The organism is Paenibacillus hamazuiensis, assembly GCF_023276405.1.
Taxonomy (GTDB): domain Bacteria; phylum Bacillota; class Bacilli; order Paenibacillales; family NBRC-103111; genus Paenibacillus_AF; species Paenibacillus_AF hamazuiensis.
This window is the reverse complement of the sequence record NZ_JALRMO010000001.1, coordinates 4,934,300-4,951,906: the sequence shown is the minus strand read 5'-3', so window position 1 is coordinate 4,951,906 and position 17,607 is coordinate 4,934,300. Positions and strand designations below refer to the sequence as shown.

19 protein-coding genes are annotated in these 17,607 nt (G+C 54.7%); 8 read left to right on the top strand and 11 right to left on the bottom strand.

Annotated features, from left to right (window positions below):
• Positions 1-2: 2 nt before the first annotated feature.
• Positions 3-755 carry a succinate dehydrogenase iron-sulfur subunit gene (gene sdhB / locus MYS68_RS21325; protein ID WP_248927782.1) on the top strand — a complete coding sequence of 251 codons (753 nt, stop codon included), beginning with the start codon at positions 3-5 and terminating at the stop codon, positions 753-755.
• Between the two features lie 124 nt (positions 756-879).
• Here sdhB and MYS68_RS21320 read toward each other — a convergent pair whose 3' ends face one another.
• Positions 880-1,461, bottom strand: coding sequence for a TetR/AcrR family transcriptional regulator (locus tag MYS68_RS21320; protein ID WP_248927781.1), 582 nt, complete (start codon positions 1,459-1,461; stop codon positions 880-882).
• 436 nt (positions 1,462-1,897) lie between these two features.
• Between MYS68_RS21320 and MYS68_RS21310 the strand changes: the two genes are divergently transcribed.
• From MYS68_RS21310 to MYS68_RS21300, 3 genes are all read left to right on the top strand, one after another.
• Positions 1,898-2,362, top strand: a complete 465-nt coding sequence (locus MYS68_RS21310; protein WP_248927779.1) for a hypothetical protein — start codon at positions 1,898-1,900, stop codon at positions 2,360-2,362.
• Positions 2,363-2,425: 63 nt separating this feature from the next.
• Positions 2,426-3,478, top strand: coding sequence for a LacI family DNA-binding transcriptional regulator (locus MYS68_RS21305; protein ID WP_248927778.1), 1,053 nt, complete (start codon positions 2,426-2,428; stop codon positions 3,476-3,478).
• 42 nt (positions 3,479-3,520) lie between these two features.
• The gene (locus MYS68_RS21300) at positions 3,521-4,648 is read left to right on the top strand and encodes a glycoside hydrolase family 88 protein (protein ID WP_248927777.1); all 1,128 of its coding nucleotides are present in this window, start codon (positions 3,521-3,523) and stop codon (positions 4,646-4,648) included.
• A 65-nt stretch (positions 4,649-4,713) separates the two neighbouring features.
• Here the strand turns inward: MYS68_RS21300 and MYS68_RS21295 are convergent, their stop codons facing one another.
• Positions 4,714-5,658, bottom strand: coding sequence for a cation diffusion facilitator family transporter (locus MYS68_RS21295; RefSeq protein WP_248930975.1), 945 nt, complete (start codon positions 5,656-5,658; stop codon positions 4,714-4,716).
• Positions 5,659-5,806: 148 nt separating this feature from the next.
• On the opposite strand from MYS68_RS21295, the gene MYS68_RS21290 reads away from it, so the two are divergent.
• Positions 5,807-6,907: a GGDEF domain-containing protein gene (locus tag MYS68_RS21290; protein WP_248927776.1), complete on the top strand. Its 1,101-nt coding sequence runs from the start codon at positions 5,807-5,809 to the stop codon at positions 6,905-6,907.
• Positions 6,908-7,113: 206 nt separating this feature from the next.
• Here MYS68_RS21290 and MYS68_RS21285 read toward each other — a convergent pair whose 3' ends face one another.
• From MYS68_RS21285 to MYS68_RS21245, 9 genes are all read right to left on the bottom strand, one after another.
• Positions 7,114-7,584, bottom strand: a complete 471-nt coding sequence (locus tag MYS68_RS21285) for an SRPBCC family protein (RefSeq protein WP_248927775.1) — start codon at positions 7,582-7,584, stop codon at positions 7,114-7,116.
• The gene (locus tag MYS68_RS21280; RefSeq protein WP_248927774.1) at positions 7,581-8,036 is read right to left on the bottom strand and encodes an SRPBCC family protein; all 456 of its coding nucleotides are present in this window, start codon (positions 8,034-8,036) and stop codon (positions 7,581-7,583) included. Before MYS68_RS21280 ends, MYS68_RS21285 begins: the two co-directional genes overlap by 4 nt.
• A 13-nt stretch (positions 8,037-8,049) precedes the next feature.
• Complete coding sequence (locus tag MYS68_RS21275) at positions 8,050-8,538, bottom strand: MerR family transcriptional regulator (RefSeq protein ID WP_248927773.1); 489 nt, start codon at positions 8,536-8,538, stop codon at positions 8,050-8,052.
• 440 nt (positions 8,539-8,978) lie between these two features.
• Entirely contained in the window at positions 8,979-9,788 is an 810-nt protein-coding gene (locus MYS68_RS21270; protein WP_248927772.1) for a histidinol-phosphatase, read from the bottom strand.
• Positions 9,789-9,794: 6 nt separating this feature from the next.
• Positions 9,795-10,697 (bottom strand): LysR family transcriptional regulator, encoded by a 903-nt coding sequence (locus MYS68_RS21265; protein WP_248927771.1) that lies wholly within the window; start codon positions 10,695-10,697, stop codon positions 9,795-9,797.
• 229 nt (positions 10,698-10,926) lie between these two features.
• Positions 10,927-11,037, bottom strand: coding sequence for a sporulation protein YjcZ (locus MYS68_RS21260; protein WP_248927770.1), 111 nt, complete (start codon positions 11,035-11,037; stop codon positions 10,927-10,929).
• Positions 11,038-11,132: 95 nt separating this feature from the next.
• Positions 11,133-11,924 (bottom strand): TIGR01457 family HAD-type hydrolase, encoded by a 792-nt coding sequence (locus tag MYS68_RS21255; RefSeq protein ID WP_248927769.1) that lies wholly within the window; start codon positions 11,922-11,924, stop codon positions 11,133-11,135.
• Positions 11,925-12,028: 104 nt separating this feature from the next.
• The gene (locus tag MYS68_RS21250) at positions 12,029-13,777 is read right to left on the bottom strand and encodes a sensor histidine kinase (RefSeq protein WP_248927768.1); all 1,749 of its coding nucleotides are present in this window, start codon (positions 13,775-13,777) and stop codon (positions 12,029-12,031) included.
• Positions 13,770-14,462, bottom strand: a complete 693-nt coding sequence (locus tag MYS68_RS21245) for a response regulator transcription factor (RefSeq protein WP_248927767.1) — start codon at positions 14,460-14,462, stop codon at positions 13,770-13,772. The genes MYS68_RS21250 and MYS68_RS21245 overlap by 8 nt, the downstream gene beginning before the upstream one ends.
• A 437-nt stretch (positions 14,463-14,899) precedes the next feature.
• Here MYS68_RS21245 and MYS68_RS21240 point away from each other — a divergent pair, with 437 nt between their 5' ends.
• Genes MYS68_RS21240 through MYS68_RS21230 form a run of 3 tightly spaced genes read left to right on the top strand, consistent with a single transcriptional unit; the run spans position 14,900 to position 17,479 of the window.
• Positions 14,900-15,898: an ABC transporter ATP-binding protein gene (locus MYS68_RS21240; RefSeq protein WP_248927766.1), complete on the top strand. Its 999-nt coding sequence runs from the start codon at positions 14,900-14,902 to the stop codon at positions 15,896-15,898.
• On the top strand, positions 15,898-16,701 hold the full coding sequence (locus MYS68_RS21235) for an ABC transporter permease (RefSeq protein ID WP_248927765.1): 804 nt from the start codon (positions 15,898-15,900) through the stop codon (positions 16,699-16,701). Before MYS68_RS21240 ends, MYS68_RS21235 begins: the two co-directional genes overlap by 1 nt.
• Positions 16,685-17,479, top strand: coding sequence for an ABC transporter permease (locus MYS68_RS21230; protein ID WP_248927764.1), 795 nt, complete (start codon positions 16,685-16,687; stop codon positions 17,477-17,479). Before MYS68_RS21235 ends, MYS68_RS21230 begins: the two co-directional genes overlap by 17 nt.
• Positions 17,480-17,607 lie beyond the last annotated feature (128 nt).

The window sequence follows — 17,607 nt, the reverse complement described above, 5'->3', positions numbered from 1 at the left end:
TCATGGCCGATCAAAAAACTGTGAAGTTCATCGTAACACGGCAGGACTCCCCGGAGTCCGCACCGTATACGGAAGAATTTGAAGTGCCTTACCGCCCGAACATGAACGTGATCAGCGCTTTGATGGAAGTGCAGCGCAATCCGGTTAACGCCAAAGGGGAAAAGACGACACCGGTATGCTGGGAATCGAACTGTCTTGAGGAAGTATGCGGCGCTTGCTCTATGGTCATCAACGGCAAGCCGCGCCAGGCATGCTCGGCGCTCGTCGACAAGCTGGAGCAGCCGGTGCGCGTCGCTCCGATGAAGACATTCCCGGTCGTGCGCGACCTCGTCATTAACCGCGAACGCATGTTTACCGCGCTCAAGAAGGTGAAAGCGTGGATTCCGATCGACGGTACGTACGATCTCGGTCCGGGACCGCGGATGGCCGAATCGAAGCGCCAATGGGCGTACGAGCTGGCCAAATGCATGACTTGCGGCGTCTGCCTCGAATCGTGTCCGAACGTCAACGACAAGACGTCGTTTATCGGTCCTGCCGCGATTTCCCAGGTTCGCTTGTTCAACGCTCACCCGACGGGCGAAATGAACGCCGAAGAGCGTCTGGAAGCGCTGATGGAGGACGGCGGCATCGAGGGCTGCGGCAACTCGCAAAACTGCGTGCGCTCCTGCCCGAAAGGCATCCCGCTTACGACGTCGATCGCCGCGATGAACCGCGATACGACGAAACTTCTGTTCAAGAAATGGCTCGGCATGTAATGATATAAACGACATAATAAGGAAGCCTTCCCGCTTAACGCAGCGCGGGAAGGCTTTTTTTTGTTTTTGTATAAATGCAAAAAAGAGAGAAAAAGGGTAATCGACGTTAAGGATTTGGAAGAGATCAACTTTGCCGCATCGCGTGTTTTACCGCCTGCTCCCAAACCTGGACATAGTCAAAGTCAACCCCCATAAGAATATAACCGCCAATACTGTCTAAGACAAGTGCAAGCATATGCGCATCCGAGGTTGTTTTTCCAGGCGGAATAACGCCCATTTTTACTCCATGTTCCAGCAGTTCGCAGAAACCGTGTAAAGAAGCTTCCAAAGTCGATTTCAACTTATGTTTGTATTTTTCTTTGCGTGCGGCGCTTAAAATAAATTCTTGAACTACACGTAATTTATGAGGCTGACTTTTATAACCGTCCAGCATGCGCAGTCCGTCCTGAATCAAACGTTCCTGAAAATTTTCTTTCGTGTAATCGTTCATCGGAAAATGAGTTGAAAAGCTATGATTGGCAAAAATAAAGTCAAAAATATAATCAACCAAAGTTTCTTTAGAGGGAAAATGGTAGTAGATGGCGGGTTTTGTAATGCCCACTTTCTCGGCGATCATCGATAAGCTGGTTTTCTCCAGGCCATGCTGCGCCAAAAGCGCAAATGTCGCTTCGATAATTATTTCCTGAGTATTGTTGTGGTTCATCATGACACTGCTCCTTTTTTTGCTGCTTGTCTACTTGCAACTTTACTCAACAAACCGGATATTTTCAACTTCAGGATATCCTTATTTTAAAAGCTTTAGAAATGGATGTCGGCCTCTTGAAATTTTACCGAACGGTAAGTAAAATGATCATAGAAGCTGCTCTGTAAGATAAATCTTGTCAAACGACAGAATTTGTTGGAAAGAAGGTCCTGCAAAATGTTTTCTTACGAAGCGACGTGTTATTTATGCAAGAAGCCGTTCAAAGTTTGGGAAGGCAGCGACGCTTACCGGCGTGTTAAAATGAACAGGAAAGGCATGCATTGCTGTGAAAATTGCAAATTGAAGATCGAGCTGGAGGCAAGGTTAAGATTCGGCAGATTGTTATTATACGGGAACGATTAGAAATGTTATGGTTAACCAAAACAAGGATAAGTGAATTATGGACGTTGTAGATGCGAGCAGCCTGTGCGGCATTCACGCAGCGGGCGTCGCCGAGAAGCGGAAAAACCGCCTCTCGGCCGCAGGAGCCGGCATCGCGGGCGCCCGAGAGCGCGAAAATGCGCTCTCAGGATTTGTTTTGCTGCGGGAGAGAGCCGCGGGAGAGCCGAGAAGCGGAAAAACCGCCTCTCGGCCGCGGGAGCCGGCATCGCGGGCGCCCGAGAGCGCGAAAATGCGCTCTCAGGATTTGTTTTGCTGCGGGAGAGAGCCGCAGGAGAGCCGAGAAGCGGAAAAACCGCCTCTCGGCCGCGGGAGCCCGCATCGCCGGCGCCCGAGAGCGCGAAAATGCGACTCGGATCGCAATTCGCTGCGGGGGGAGCGGCATGCCGAGATCTTAACGTGCTGCGTGCAGCTCCCAGCGCGCGGTGTACTGTCGCATGACAGTGGTCAACCACATGCCTCTTGACGATTTAAACGTTTCAATATACAATTCATTTAAACGTTTAAATTACTGAGGAGCAAGCAGCATATGAGCAAACGATCCGTCACTATCGTCGATATTGCGGAAGCGGCCGGCGTCTCGATCGCTACCGTTTCCAACGTGCTTAACCGGAGAAACGTGCCGATGACGGAAGAGACGATCCGCAAGGTCGAGCAGACCGCCAAAGAGCTCGGGTACAGGCGCAATGCGATAGCCGCCAATCTGAGCAGGAAAAAATCCTACGAGCTGGGGCTTATCGTACCGAGCTTCGGCGCGTATTATGGCCGTTTTGCCGAAGCGATGGAGCAAGCGGCGCATGCGAACGGCTACCATATGTCCGTATTTTCGGCGGGCGGGATGAATCCCGATATGGAAAAACGCCATCTCGAAGTGCTGCTGTCCCGCCGCGTGGACGGCTTGTTTTGCCACGGGCTCGCGATGTCGCCCGAGTCAACGAGAGCGATCGTCGGTGACGGAACCCCGCTTGTGTTGTTTAACGGCTGGGGCTGGCCGGAGGATATTGCGCTCGGTGCGGTCAACCTCGATTTCAGCGGCGGATGCACCGAGGCGGTGCGCCATTTGGCCGATCAAGGCTGCCGTTCCTTGTTTTATTTGAGCCGCAGGCGGGCGCTGGCGATTAACGAACAAAGGCTGACCGGCTTTCGCGAAGGGGTTTCCTTATATGCCGAGCCCTCGCAAATTCCGGCTGCCGTATTGGAGATCACTCCGTCCCCGGATTCTCTGGAGCAGGCAGCTGCACAGATCAAGGACAAAGTCGCGGAAAATGCCGGTCCCGTCGGCGTGCTGGCGTTTGACGATTCGCTCGCGCTCGCTTTCATGTCCAAGCTGCTTGCGGACGGCACCCGCGTGCCGGAGCATGTCAAAATCGTCGGCATCAATAACGATCCTTTTTCGGCTGCCTGTTACCCGGCCATCACGACGCTCGACATCGATTACGACCGGCAAGCCGAGCTCGCCGTTCGAATGATGCTGGATCATCTGGAAGCGAACCGGGCGGAAGCCGATTCGCCGCTTAAAACGGGAGACAGGGAAATCCGCATTCCGATGAAGCTCATTCCGCGTATGTCCAGCATGGTCTGAAAAGGTGTATTTTTCATTCATCATATAAAAGGAGTGTTTTTCATGTGGAAAAAAGCGATTGAAGATGCTGTGCAAAAAACGCGGGCCAATATCGAACGTTACGGCGACTTGTTCCCGCATGTCAGCGACAAGGGCAAGTACCAGCTGAATCCGAATACGGATTGGACCGACGGCTTTTGGTCCGGCATGCTGTGGCTGTGCTACGAGTATACCGGCGACGATGCGTTTCGTCAGGCGGCGCGGAGAACCGTCGAAAGCTTCCGGCAAAGGCTCGACAACAACGTAAGTCTCGATCATCACGACATCGGATTTTTGTATTCGCTTTCTTCCAAGGCGCAGTGGATTGTGGAAAAAGACGAATCCGCCCGCAAGCTGACACTCGAAGCGGCCGACGCGTTGATGAAGCGGTGGCGCCCGAAATCGCAGCTCATTCAAGCCTGGGGGCCGGAAGGCGATCCGAATAACGGAGGCCGGATCATTATCGACTGCATGATGAACCTTCCGCTTTTGTACTGGGCCTATGAGCAAACCGGCAACGAAAAGTACCGCGACGTCGCGGTCATTCATGCGGAGAAAAGCCGCCGTTTCCTTGTGCGCGGCGATGATTCGTCGTACCATACGTTTTATTTCGACCAGGAAACGGGAGATTCGCTGCGCGGCGGCACGCACCAGGGGTACCGCGACGGCTCGACCTGGACGCGGGGCCAGGCGTGGGGGATTTACGGCTTCGCACTTTCGTACCGTTACACCGGCGATAAGGCGTATATGGAAACGTCGAAACGGCTTGCACGTTATTTCCTCAAGCGTTTGCCGGAAGACCATGTCGTCTACTGGGATTTCGATGTGCCCGTAAATGCGGATACGTACCGCGACAGCTCGGCTTCCGCAATTACGTCCGCCGGGCTGCTGGAGCTGCTTTCCCTGCTGCCTGCGGATGACGGCGACCGGGCGTATCTCGAAGAAGGGTTGAACCGTTCCATGAAGGGGCTTGTGGAAAAGTATGCGACCACCGGGGAACCGAATGCCGAAGGTTTGCTGAACCACGGCTCTTACCATATCAGGGGCGGCCTTGCCCCGGACGATCACGTGATCTGGGGAGATTATTACTATCTCGAAGCGCTTGTGCGGATGGACAAAGGCATTACCGGGTACTGGTACGAAAGGAAATAACGGAACATTTCGTGAAAAATGAAAGCGGCAGCTCTCCTGGCGGAGGCTGCCGCTTTGCTTTACCCTTACGAATGCGAATGCAGCTCGCGGTTTTTCAAAAATTCCCGGCCGTACTCCCCATGCGGATGAATATTGGCATGCTCCATTTGGATCGTGGAGTGATGAATGCCGTATTTGCTCTGCAGCGTCTCGTTGATCGCGAGAATGATGCAAAACGGCTGAATTTTATCGTCGATGAACACATGGGCGGTGAGCGAGTAATGCCCCGTGGAAATCGCCCAAAGGTGCATTTCGTGCACGTCTTCAACGCCCTCCACCTCGGCGATCGCATGACGGATTTCGTCGAGATCGAACTGATCGGGCACCGATTCCATGAGGATGAAATACGATTCCTTGATGATTTTAACGCCGCCGATAAAAATGATCGTTCCGATCACCATGCTGATCAGCGGGTCGACCCACTGGATTCCGGTAAAGTAAATAATGACGGCGGAAACGATAACGCCGAGCGAGCTGAGCAGATCCCCGATAAAATGCCAAAGGGCGCTTTTCACGCCGAGGTTCTCTTCTTCATGCGCGCTGTGGCTTAGCACAAGCGTCAGCACGAGATTGACGACGAACCCGATGCAGGCGATGATTAACATCAGCTTGAAATCAATCGGTTCCGGGTGAAGGAAGCGGCGTACGCCTTCGACGAAAATGCCTAGCGAAATAAGGCACAGCGCCAGCCCGTTCAGAAAGGAAGCGATGATTTCAAAGCGCAAATAACCGAACGTATAGCGGGCGTTGGGCGGCCTGGTCGCCAAATAAATGGCAAACATGCTAAGGCCCAGCGCGATCACGTCGGAAATCATATGAGCCGAATCGGACAGCAGCGCCAAAGAGTTGGAGACGATGCCGCCGATGATTTCTACGACAGTAAAAAACAAAGTTAATCCAAGCGAGATCCAAAGCGTTTTTCGGCTCGTGCTTTGTTCCTTGACATGGACCAGATGGTGATAATCGTACATAGCAGCCATGCAAACACCGCACTTTCGATGTAATACGAGTCTATGTACGCATTATACGTGAGAAGGTACTCAGCCGCAACGAAAACATAGTGACGAGTGGTCTTCCGCCTACATACGATAGAAGTATAACGGGAAGGCGGTGGATTTCATGATCTGGACACTGCTCATCAAGGATTCTGCGGCTGCCGTCAGTGTGCTCGTAGCGATTTCCTATGGAATAAGGCAGGTCTGTCAAAATCGCGGCTGGAGTCGGGGCGACGCCTTGCCGGTGAAGATCGGGTTAGGTTTGGCCGCGGTTGCCGCAGGCTTGGCGGCGGCCTGCATCATGTACGGATCGGCTTTTTCCCGGCTTGTCCATATCGCCTACGTTCCTCTGATCGCGCTGGCATTTATGCGGCAGCCCGCCGTGTCCGTCGTTGCGGCCGGTATGGCGATCGGAGCCGGGGAAGCCGCAATCCGGGGGGCTGCGCCTGACGGCCAGCAGCTTCTGGTACAGCTGTTTGCGCTTATTTTATATGCGAGAGTGGCCTCGTATTTGAGGCCGGGCAAGCTCCGTTTCCCTGCGTCCGCCCATACGGCGGTGCTGCATATCGCCTTGTTTGTTCCATCCTTGTACGTTTGGCAGGGGATGGCGGGCAGCCCTTCATCGTTTATGCTGGCGCAAGCGGTCAGTTTACTTGGCTGCTGCACGGCCGCTGCGTTCATTCGCTCCATGCAGAAGGAACAGGCAAGGAGCCGGCTGCTGGCGGAAGAGGCTTCGAAGGATCATTTGACGCAGCTGTACAATATGCGCTTCTTTGAGGTCGCATTCGACCGTTACACGGAGACGGCGGCCCAGCTCGGAAGGCCTTTGTCGCTTGCTTTTATCGATATCGATTATTTCAAAAATATCAACGACGCGCATGGTCACCAAAGCGGGGATGCCGTGCTCCGGGAGCTCTCTGTCCGCATCCGGTCGCAGCTGCGTTCGGAAGACGTAGCGGCGCGGTACGGCGGTGAGGAGTTCGTCGTGCTGCTCCCGGGCTGCGGCCCGGAACAAGCGGTGCAGGCGGCGGAGCGCATCCGCAAGCGGGTTGAGGGCGAGCCTTTCACAGTGGGGGGGAACGCGGTTCCGGTGACCGTATCGATCGGCGTATCGTCTTTTCCGCTTTGGCCTGGGGGACAGCTGGTCGCAGCGGCCGACGCAGCTTTGTACCAGGCTAAACGGAAAGGCAGAAACCGTGTGGAGCCTGCATTCAACCGGCAATAAGAATAGCGCTTTCATTTTTGTTACACAAATGAAATATTTCTGTTACGTTATTAACATGTTCGTTGTATATGATAATAACCAAGACCCCCTTTTTAAAATATATATCTTTAAGACCTGCCACCGTTTGGCGGGTCTCTTTTTTTTGCCGCAAAAAAAACCGGCCCTACGGCCGGCCGGCGATGCTGCATGAGAAGCAGCTTGGAATCTCAGACGGACATTTTCTGCAATTGCGCTTCAAGACGGTCCAGGTTTTGTTCGTTGGCTGGAACCGCGATTTTCTTGATTGCGTTAAATACGGCAGCGTCTTCGAAAAGCTGACGCCAAGTCAGCTTGGTTTTGCCGTCAAGATCCTCGAAGGTTGCCGTGAGCTGAAAATAGGGTGCGCAAATATGCCGCAGCACGATCCGTTCGGGTCCAATTTCGACAAATTCGCTTTTGTTGGGATAATCGACTCCGTCCGGTCCATGCATCACAAACTCCCATATCCCTCCCGGCCGCAAATCAAATTCGTGAAAAGTGTTCGTAAAGCCGTTCGGACCCCACCATTGCGCCAAATGCTCAGGGTTTGTCCACGCTTCGTAAACGAGGGCGGGGGAGGCATTGATTACCCGCGTTGACACAAACTCGTATTTTTCCGGTGCGCTGATTTCGTTGTTTGCCGCTCGGTTTTCCGTCATGCCCGTCCCTCCTTGGCTGTTTGGAGCGATTCTCCCAGCCTGTCCAGCATTTCCTTGGTGCCGTGCTCGCGCTGGGCCGGCGTATCGTATCCGTCCAGGAAGACGCCCTGCTCGGTTAAAATCAGCTTCGTGCCGCTTCCCTCCGGTTTGAACTCAATGGTCGCCACGGAAACCGATATCCGCGTTTCGCCCATATCCAAAGTATAGGTGTAAACGATGCGCTCGTCCGCGGCGATTTCCTGGTACCGGGCATCGAAGACGTATACCGGTCCGCCGGGAGGACCTCCGCGAGTAAGCTCGGTGCCCCCAACCCGAAACTCGAAGGTCTCGGCTTTGGGAAACCATTGCTCCTTCAGCTTGGGGTCCGACCAGGAGGCAAATACTTTGGCCGGCGAGGCTTGATACACCCGTTCAATGACGAAGGTGTTGTGTACGATAGATCGTTCGTTCATCATTTCAGCTCCTTTAATTTGGCTCGTCCGAACGTCCGTCGACGAAGCTGCCGAGCAGGTCCAGATGCCGTTCCCACGTCATTTGACGTTCGATGATATATTTTTCGTGACTCTTTTTCATAACTTCCAGCAATTTGGTAAAATCCTCAACCGTAACAGGCTGTTTGAGCTGCATCAAGCTGGATACGTGCTCGAGTTCGGCCAAAAGCTTTTGTTCCATCCGGATGTTTTCCTTCAAACGGGCGATTTGCAGCGACACGATTTCCAGCGGACTGTAGCGCTCGCCGTTTAATACGGATTTCACCTCGTCCAGCGACAAGCCGAGCTCTTTTAACGATAAAATTTGCTGCAGCCTTGCCAAATCGGCTTCGTTGTACAACCTGTGTCCCGAGTCGGAATGGGCCGATGGCGAGAACAGGCCGATCTGATCGTAAAACCTGAGCGTCCGTATCGTGAGTCCCGTTAACTTGGCAAGCTCCCCGACTTTCCAAAGCCGCTTCATAACCATCTCCTTTTTGCTGCGACAGCTGTTTACCGGTAACTATACTATAAAACATGACGTTACGTCAGGTTCAAGTGTAAATTGAAAAGAATTATTTGTTTTTTTCACTAAAAAAAGACCGCCCGCATTTCGGCCGTATGGCCGATGCGGTGCGATCTTTGGGATTTTGTTTCTTTTGCCGTACTCTCAGCACCAAAGTGAAGCGTGTCGGGCATAAGTTTGCGCCAGCAAACCTTGCCCGACAATCGCGAGCATGAGGCACGAACCGACTCCCCAGGCACCGCACCAAAAGTACAGCGTGTCCGGCATCAGATTTTTCGGCCGAAGGCGAAAAATCCATGCCGGACAAACGCGAACTAGCAGCAAGCAGCCGCTCCAACAGGGCGGGTCCAGGGCGCCCGAGCGCCTGGGGTCCCCCTAGAGGGGGATTTAGGGGGTGATCACAAAGAAACTTCATGCATCTGCTTCTGCTTATAATACACCCATGATCGGAAGCCGATTTCCTTCAGCCGCTTCGCGACAAGATCGAACTCGTCGGCCACGCGGTCGGGGACGTGTGCGTCGGAGCCGAACGTCACCTTGACGCCGTAGTGCAGAGCCCGTTCGAGAATCGAATCGGACGGATACCAGCCGCCGCAATCTTTTGTTTTGCCGGATGTGTTGATCTCGATGGCGATGCCGCACTCGCCGATAATCTTCAGCGTACGGTCGACGGCTTCCGTCTGGATGTCGGCGAAGGAAGGGTAGAACCCTTTCATCGCGTCGATATGGCCGAGAATTTGAAACATGCCGCTGCGCGCAGAGTCCGCGATCAGGTCGTAATAAATTTCCTTTTGCCGTACTTTTTCCTCATCGGACAAGCCGTTCCACCGTTTTTTGTTAAAAATGCTGACGCCTCCGGATTGGTGAACCGATCCGATGATATAATCGAACGGATATTGTTCGTACTGCTTGCGATACGTCTCGACGTGCTCGGGGAAAAAATCGGACTCGACACCGAGCAGGACGTCGATCCGGTCCTTATACTCCTCCTTGAGGCTGAGCACCTCGGCGACATAACGCGGAAACTCGCTTTTGGCCATCGCAATTCCCGGCTGTTCGTGGTCCTTCTCGCTGCCGAAATACGGCGAATGGTCGGAAATGCCGATCACGTGCAGCCCTTGGCGAATCGCCGATTCGATGTAATCGCGGATTTTGCCCTTGGCGTGTCCGCAGCGATCGTGATGGGTATGTAGGTCGAACATGGTCATAATCTATCACTCCGAACCGAAAAATTGGTGTTCTTCCATTCCTTTGAGGTCTCGCAAAAACTGGTGCAGCGCGGAGCTGAGGTACCGCCCGGACTTGTACACGACGCCGACCGGGTGGCTGATTTCCAGCTCGTTGACCTTGATCATCTTGAGCGTCCCCATTTTCAGCTCCTTGGAGATGGACATTTTGGAGATGATCGCCGCACCCAGGTTCAGCTCCACCATCCGCTTCACTTCCTCGCTGCTTTGCAGCTCCATCACAACCCGCGGCACCATGTTCAGCTTGCTGAAAATCTGGTCGACGAACCGCCTGCCGGCCGTTTCCGGGGAAAGCATAATGAACGGAATATCGTTTAGCTTTTCTATGGGCATATGGGAATATACGCTTAAGGGATGCTCAGGCGAGACAACGAGCTCGAACGTATCGTAATAAAGCACGGAAGACTCAAGCGCCGGATGTTTTTCGAACAAATAAGTGATGCCGATATCGACCGTTCCGTTTTCAACGCTGCTCATAATCTGGGAGGAGGTCATCGAATGGATGGTCGTTTTGATCAGCGGAAACTGGTCCTGAAAATAAGAAAGCACCCGGGGCAAAATTTGCATCGCGATCGATGTCGTCGTTCCCAGATGGATGTGACCTTGAGGCGTCTGGTTCAGGTCCGTCAGCTTTTGCTTCAAATCGTCGACGATTTGCAAAATTCGCTCGGCATGCTCGAGGAACAGCTTGCCGCTGTCGGTCAGGGTAACGGGCTGATTGCGGTCGATCAGAATCGTCTTGAACTCGTCTTCCAGGCTTTTGATTTGCGCTGATACGGCCGGCTGAGTCAGGTTGAGCAGCTCTCCAGCTTTGCGGAAGCTCATGGTCTTCGATATGGTGAGCAGCGTTTCCAACTGGTTCATGTTCATCCCTGTCACCCCTACATAGATAATTTTTATCAAAGCTGCGGGTAATATAAATGCAATTTCTCGAATGATTTCATTATATGACAATTTGCTCCCGAACGGCAACGATTTACAAATCCTTCATTCTGCGGTCTAAACGACAAAAAGATACGGACACGCAGAACGTGCCCGTATCTTTGACGATGATCGGCGTTCCCCCAATTGCGGCTTTTGGAGGATTGGGTTTAAAAATTTAGATAACGAATGCCGTGGTAACGATGACCAGGAGGATGAACAGAACCAGGATAACCCCGATCGAAGTGAAGCCAATACCGGCACAGCTGAAACCACCTATTGCACCCATGAGAAATGCCCCTTTCGACTTATGATGGTAATTACCGTGCGGCAATTACGAGATCATCATATGAACCGGGGGCAAAAGGGGTATGGACGTTTCACCTAATTCACGGACAATTCCAGCATTCGCCTAAGCGATTGCAGATCGTCGCAAATAACGTCCGGGCGGATGCCGGCGGCGGCTATTTGGCTTTCCGCGTTGTCCTTGGTCGCCAGCCCCGTCAGCACAAGCGCGGTCCGGCAGCCTGCGGCGGCTCCGCCGCGAATATCGGTGCGCAGATTGTCGCCGACCGCCCAAATGCGCTCCGCCGGCAGGCCAAGCTGCCGTACGGCGTAATTCATAATGATCGGCGACGGTTTGCCGATCACGACGGGCTCCGCCTGGCTGGACGCCTGAATGGCGGCGCCGATGGCGCCGGCTCCGGGCGTAAGCTCGCCGTTCCACGGCAGCAGAAGGTCCGGATTCGTCATTACGAATCCGGCGCCGCTGCGAATGTGGCGAACGGCGGCAGCCAGCTTCGCGTAAGTAAAGTCGCGGTCGATCCCCTGGACGACGTAGTCGGGACGCTCGTCCGTCAGCTCGAAGCCGCTGTCCGCCAGCGCCTGCTTCAGCCCTTGCTCGCCGATCGCGTATACGCGGCTGCCCTTCGCCTGATCTTTTAGGTAAAGGGCGGCGGCGATGGAAGAGGTCAAGATGGCCGAAGCGGGTACCTCGATCCCGAGGCCGCGCAGATGTTCGGCGACCTGTGCGGGGGTGCGGGACGAATTGTTCGTCACCAGCAGGTAAGGATGGCGCTGCGCGTTAAGCCATCCCATAAATTCCGCTGCATAAGGAATCGGCCGATCACCGTTATACAATGTTCCGTCCAAATCGAGCAAAAAACCGTAAGCCATGTACGTTGTCTCCTTACGTAAGGAAATGATGCGAAGCAAATGGATGGAGCGGACCGCTTCGCATTTGGAAGACCATGTTTAAAAATGTAAGACATCGCAAGGCTTTACGCAAGTGGCTCAACCAGCTTCATTTTGACGTAAAAATGGATCTCGTCGCCTTCGGTTTCCGCCCAAATCTGTCCGCCGTGCGCATCGACGATCGTTTTGGCGATCGCAAGGCCGAGTCCGGAGCCGCCGGTCTCCGAGGAACGTGAGTCGTCCACGCGGTAAAACCGGTCGAACAGCCGGGCCAGATCTTCCTGCGGCATATGTTCCGTGCGGTTCGTAACGCGCACGAGGACGTCGCGTTTTTCCCGGGTCATCAGCACCTTGATCGTCCCGGGTTTGAGCGAGTATTTAACGGCGTTCGTCAGCAAATTCTCGAACACGCGGATCATTTGATCGACATCCATTCGGACGAGGAGGCGCTCCTGCGGAAGATGGCGCACAATTTGCAGCTGCTGGTCCTCGGCGATCGATACGTATTCTTCGAGCAGCTGCTCGAGCATTTCGTTCAACGACACGCTTTCGATATGCATCGGAATGTCCTGGTTGGACAGCTTCGTAAACTGGAACAAATCTTCGATCAGCACCTTCAGCTTTTCCGATTTTTGCACGGCGATCGACAAATAGCTGGAGGCCTGTTCTTCGTTTTCGTATTTCTTATCGTGGAGCAGCCGCAAATAACCGATGATGAGCGTAAGCGGCGTCCGCAGGTCGTGGGAAACGTTCGTAATCAGCTCGTTTTTGGTCCGTTCGGCGCGGCGCTCCTCTTCGATTTTCCGCTGCAGCTCCTCCACCATGACGTTCATGTCGTTCGCCAGCGATCCGAGCTCGTCCTTGGACCGCTGCACCATGCGGTAGTCGAGGTTGCCGGTCGCAATAATCCGCATGCCCGACGCCAAATCTTCAATGTACCGCATTTTGCGCTGCGTCAAATAATAGAACAACAGAATGAAAAACGCGATGGATGTCAGCAAGGACAGCGGACTTTCTCCACGGCGGTACGAAATGTTCGGCTCCGGAATGCCGGAGACGATCAGGTAAGATTTTTGCCCATGGTAGGTAACGGGATAAAAGCTGGAAAATTCCTTGCGGTTGTCCATTTCGTTAACGCGCGTATCCATGGCGTTTTTGATAACCTTGTGAATGTCCACCGTGATTTCGGCGGCATTTTCCGTACGGTAAATAACTTTGCCTTCCAGATCGGTCAGCACCACCTTATAGTTGTAATCGTTCACCATGTTGCGGATGTGATCCTGCACCCGCTCCTCGCGCAGATCGTCCTCATCGTCGTCGCTCTGGGGATCGTCCGTCTTGACAACCGCCAAAGGCCACGTCTGAGGGGCATTTGCAGCGGCGCCCGATTGCACGGAGGATGCCCCGGGACGCGCTTCGGCTGCACTGCTGCCGCCAGGCGCGGGTACAGACGGCGGAGCAGGCGTCGGAACGGGCGGAGAAACGCGGCGTTTGGCATCCGGATCCGGTTCGAGCATCCGGACAAGCCGCTGTGCTTCGCCATCGATCCGGTGGATCCCGGACGAATAATCGATCACCGCCTCGCGGTTCATCTCGCCGAAGAACGACGAGCTGATGGCGTAAAACAGCATCGAAGCGAGCAGGCAGAAGGCGAACGTAAGCACGAGCTGAAACCGGATGCTTTTCTCCACGTTGGAGCGAAGGATCGAATATAATTTTTTCACCAGCTCGTACAGCTTTTTCAGCAGGGAAAAAGGAAACCAGGTCCACGGAAAACGGGCTTTGCGGACCGGCTGCGGAACAAGCGCATGTTCATGTTTATCGCGTCTAATCAACTTTGTAGCCGACCCCCCATACCGTCTTGATATATTTCGGCTTGCGCGGGTTTTCCTCGATTTTTTCGCGGATTTTGCGGATATGCACCATCACGGTGTTGTCCGCTTCGAAGAACGTTTCGCCCCAGACGGTTTCGTATATTTTTTCGATGCTCCACACCATGCCGCGATGGCGGGCAAGCAGCTCCAGGATGGCAAATTCGCGCGGTGTCAGCTTCACTTCGCAGCCGTCCACCTTGACCTCGTGAGTGGCGGTGTTGATGATCAGATCGTCCACCTCGATCTCGTGAGCCTTGCTCACGTGCGGGACGTTCAGCCGCGTATAGCGGCGCAGCTGCGATTTGATGCGGGCCACGAGCTCCAGCGGATTAAACGGCTTCGTCACGTAATCGTCGGCTCCCGAGCTGAGTCCGAGGATTTTGTCCATATCCTGGCTTTTGGCGGACAGCATGATGATCGGCATGTTTTTCTGCTCGCGGATTTTCATGCAGGCTTGAATGCCGTCCATATGCGGCATCATGATATCGAGGATGATCAGGTCGACCTCTTCCTTCTGCAGCACGCCGAGCGCTTCCAGTCCGTTTCCTGCGCGCAGCAGCCGGTAGCCTTCGTTTTTCAAATAAATTTCAAGCAGATCTATAATTTCCTTCTCGTCGTCGACCAAAAGGATCGTAGGCTGTGCCATGGCGATGCAGCTCCTTTCTTTACTGGTTCAAAGCATATCACGCCGGCGGCGGCGGGACAATCCGCTTCGCTTTAAGTTCTTACGACAGTGTAGCCCGAAAAGCTTAACAAATCGTTCGCAGTTTTCTTAAAGAATTCTTAATTCATAGAAAAAAAACTCTTGTCGCAAAAATGTCCACTATGGTAATATATAGCAATTAAGCGGAAGGGCAAAGCGGATGCTTACGAAGCAGGTTTTGCTGGCGCAAAACTGTCAGGAGCCGACGAATCGACGAACGGACATGAGGAGAAAGCCGATTCGGATCGAACCGAGCGAAGCCGGACGCCGGCAATAGCAGCGTTACACCGTAGGGATAAAAGACCTTCGTGCAAGTTCCGCCTTCATGGCGAGCGTGCCGGGGGTCTTTGTTGCTTTAGCGGAGGAAAGGGGATGTTGAGATGTCAGCCATTTGGGTACATGGGTTAAGCAAATCGTTTACCGTGAAAAAGAAAGCGGCCGGACTGGCGGCCAGCCTGAAATCGCTGCTGCGGCCCGAGCTTTCCGAAAGGGTTGCCGTTGCGCCGATCGATTTTACCGTGGGGCAGGGGGAGACGCTGGCCTTTCTCGGCCCGAACGGGGCGGGCAAGTCGACGACGATCAAAATGCTGACCGGCATTTTGCATCCCTCCTCGGGCGAGGCGGCGGTGCTGGGCTTCAGGCCGTGGACCGACCGCCGCCGGCTGGCGTTTCATATCGGCTCCGTCTTCGGGCAAAAGTCGCAGCTGTGGTACCATCTGCCGCCGGCCGATTCGTTCGAGCTGATGAGCCGCATTTACGAGCTGCCCCGGCAGGACTATTGCCGGCGCCGCGACGATTTGGTGGAGCGGTTCGGCCTCGGCGCTTATTTGCAGACGCCGGTCCGCAAGCTGTCGCTCGGCGAACGGATGCGCTGCGAAATCGCCGCCGCCCTGCTGCACCGGCCGAAAATCGTCTTTCTCGACGAGCCGACGATCGGGCTCGATGTCGTCGTCAAGCAAAATATACGCAAGCTGATTTTAGAGATGAACCGCGAGGAAGGAACGACGATTTTCCTGACGTCGCACGACGCCGGCGACATCGAGCAGCTGTGCAAGCGGGCGATCGTGATCAACCACGGCCAGCTGATTCTGGATCAGGACGTCGCAACGATGAAGCGGGAGCTGCTGACGCACAAGACGGTCAGGCTGCAGCTGGCGGAGAAGACGGCGCCGCCTCCGCTGGACGGCGTCGAGGTGACGGGCGGCGGGGAAACGGAAGCCGACCTGCGGTTGTCCGTCGATACGTCGCGCATCGCCATCGAGGCGGTGCTCGCCCACCTGGTGCGGCACTGCCGCATCCGGGACGTGACGATCGAAGACCCGTCGATGGAGGAGATCATCACTCACATCTATGCCCGGAACGGGGAGGCGAGCGGCTGATGCGGATGCTGGGAAAGGCCGTCAAATACGCGGCCATCGGACATTTATCTTTGCGCAACCAGTTTGCGTACGTGTACGACTTTTTGACGCGCTCCATTTTCCTGATCATCATCATGTACATTTTCATTCAGCTGTGGCGGGTGACGTTCCAGGGCGAAGGAACCGCACTGATCGAAGGCTACAGCTATGAGCAAATCATTTGGTATATCATCTTCGCCGAGGCGATCACGATGGCCACTCCCAGCCTCGCGACGCGTATCGAAGATGAGGTGAAAGGCGGCGACGTCGGCTACAAGCTGGCGCGTCCGGCCAGCTATATCGCGATGCACTACGTGACCTTTGCCGGCGAGTTTGCCGTCCGGCTGCTCGTCAACCTGGCCGTAGGCAGCGCGCTCGGTATCGCCGCGTTCGGGCTGCCGCATTTCGGCTGGGGCTGGGCCGGCTTCTTCGCCGCCGTGGCCGGGGCGATGACCGTGCAGTTTCTGCTCGGCATGATCATTGCGCTGTGCGCCTTTTGGGTGGAGGAGACGCGCGGCATCGAATTCGTATACAACAAGCTGCTGTTCACGATCGGAGGCATGCTGATGCCGCTCGATCTGATGCCGGAAGCGCTGCAGAAAGTATGCGCCTGGCTGCCGTTTCGCGCGGTGCTGTATTTTCCGTCGAAGACGGCGGTCCGGTTCGACGGTGCGGCGCTGCTGGAGATGATCTGGGTGCAGCTGCTTTGGATTGCGGCGCTTCTTGCGGCCGTTTTGCTCATTTACCGGAGAGGGGTGACGAAGCTGCATGTCAACGGCGGTTAATTTGCTTCGGTTCGTCTGGACGTGCTGGAAGCTGAATTTGGCCGGCGCGATGGAGTTTCGCGTCAGCTTCCTGTTAACGGCGGGAATGATGATGGTCAACAATACGGTATGGATTTTTTTCTGGGCGGTCTACTTCAGCCGCTTTCCGGTCGTGAACGGATGGGATCTGCGCGACGTCATGATGATGTGGGCGGTCAGCGCCGGCGGCTTCGGCCTTGCCGCGACGCTGTTCGGCAACGCCTTCCGGATCGCGAGCCTGGTTGCGGGCGGCCAGCTCGATATCTATTTGTCCCAGCCGAAGCCGGTGCTCCTGTCCATATTGGTCAGCCGCATGTCCGTATCGGCGATCGGCGACTTTTTGTTCGCGGTTATTTTGTTTATCCTGTTCGGCGAATTGACGGTCACCGGCGCGGCGTATTTCGTTTTGGCGCTGCTCATCGCGATGCTGATTTTTATTTTTTTCCTGGTCATCACGCATACGCTGGCTTTCTATATCGGCAATGCGGAGGGGATCGGGCAGCAAATGTTCAACGCGCTGCTTGCGTTTTCCACGTACCCGACCAACATTTTCCGCGGTTTCGGCAAGCTGGTGCTGTTCACGGTCATTCCGGCCGGCTTCATCAGCTATTTGCCGATCGGCCTGATCAAGCGGGTGGAGCTGCCTTTCGTGCTCGGCGCTGTCGGGATGGCACTCGGGCTAACGGTGCTCGGCAGCTGGATTTTTTACCGGGGGCTGCGGCGGTACAGCTCGGGCAACATGATCGGGCTTCGGATGTAGTGAGTGCGGGGGTTCGGGAACCGTTTCGCCCGGACGCTGCAAATAAGTGCTAGCCCGTCAATAATGTGCAAACGGGAGCGGTCTTGCAAGCAAGAAAGTATGATTGCCGGGAAGACGCGTCATGTTTA

What these genes read in the sequence shown, in the direction of transcription:
- MYS68_RS21240 (WP_248927766.1), top strand. Translation starts at nt 14,900, where the DNA reads ATGTCAGCCATTTGGGTACATGGGTTAAGCAAATCGTTTACCGTGAAA.
- MYS68_RS21285 (WP_248927775.1), bottom strand. Translation starts at nt 7,584, where the DNA reads ATGACGGAAAACCGAGCGGCAAACAACGAAATCAGCGCACCGGAAAAA.
- MYS68_RS21320 (WP_248927781.1), bottom strand. Translation starts at nt 1,461, where the DNA reads ATGATGAACCACAACAATACTCAGGAAATAATTATCGAAGCGACATTT.
- MYS68_RS21255 (WP_248927769.1), bottom strand. Translation starts at nt 11,924, where the DNA reads ATGGCTTACGGTTTTTTGCTCGATTTGGACGGAACATTGTATAACGGT.
- sdhB (WP_248927782.1), top strand. Translation starts at nt 3, where the DNA reads ATGGCCGATCAAAAAACTGTGAAGTTCATCGTAACACGGCAGGACTCC.
- MYS68_RS21275 (WP_248927773.1), bottom strand. Translation starts at nt 8,538, where the DNA reads ATGAAGCGGCTTTGGAAAGTCGGGGAGCTTGCCAAGTTAACGGGACTC.
- MYS68_RS21260 (WP_248927770.1), bottom strand. Translation starts at nt 11,037, where the DNA reads ATGGGTGCAATAGGTGGTTTCAGCTGTGCCGGTATTGGCTTCACTTCG.
- MYS68_RS21305 (WP_248927778.1), top strand. Translation starts at nt 2,426, where the DNA reads ATGAGCAAACGATCCGTCACTATCGTCGATATTGCGGAAGCGGCCGGC.
- MYS68_RS21290 (WP_248927776.1), top strand. Translation starts at nt 5,807, where the DNA reads ATGATCTGGACACTGCTCATCAAGGATTCTGCGGCTGCCGTCAGTGTG.
- MYS68_RS21300 (WP_248927777.1), top strand. Translation starts at nt 3,521, where the DNA reads ATGTGGAAAAAAGCGATTGAAGATGCTGTGCAAAAAACGCGGGCCAAT.
- MYS68_RS21245 (WP_248927767.1), bottom strand. Translation starts at nt 14,462, where the DNA reads ATGGCACAGCCTACGATCCTTTTGGTCGACGACGAGAAGGAAATTATA.
- MYS68_RS21265 (WP_248927771.1), bottom strand. Translation starts at nt 10,697, where the DNA reads ATGAACATGAACCAGTTGGAAACGCTGCTCACCATATCGAAGACCATG.
- MYS68_RS21230 (WP_248927764.1), top strand. Translation starts at nt 16,685, where the DNA reads ATGTCAACGGCGGTTAATTTGCTTCGGTTCGTCTGGACGTGCTGGAAG.
- MYS68_RS21310 (WP_248927779.1), top strand. Translation starts at nt 1,898, where the DNA reads ATGGACGTTGTAGATGCGAGCAGCCTGTGCGGCATTCACGCAGCGGGC.
- MYS68_RS21295 (WP_248930975.1), bottom strand. Translation starts at nt 5,658, where the DNA reads ATGTACGATTATCACCATCTGGTCCATGTCAAGGAACAAAGCACGAGC.
- MYS68_RS21235 (WP_248927765.1), top strand. Translation starts at nt 15,898, where the DNA reads ATGCGGATGCTGGGAAAGGCCGTCAAATACGCGGCCATCGGACATTTA.
- MYS68_RS21270 (WP_248927772.1), bottom strand. Translation starts at nt 9,788, where the DNA reads ATGACCATGTTCGACCTACATACCCATCACGATCGCTGCGGACACGCC.
- MYS68_RS21280 (WP_248927774.1), bottom strand. Translation starts at nt 8,036, where the DNA reads ATGAACGAACGATCTATCGTACACAACACCTTCGTCATTGAACGGGTG.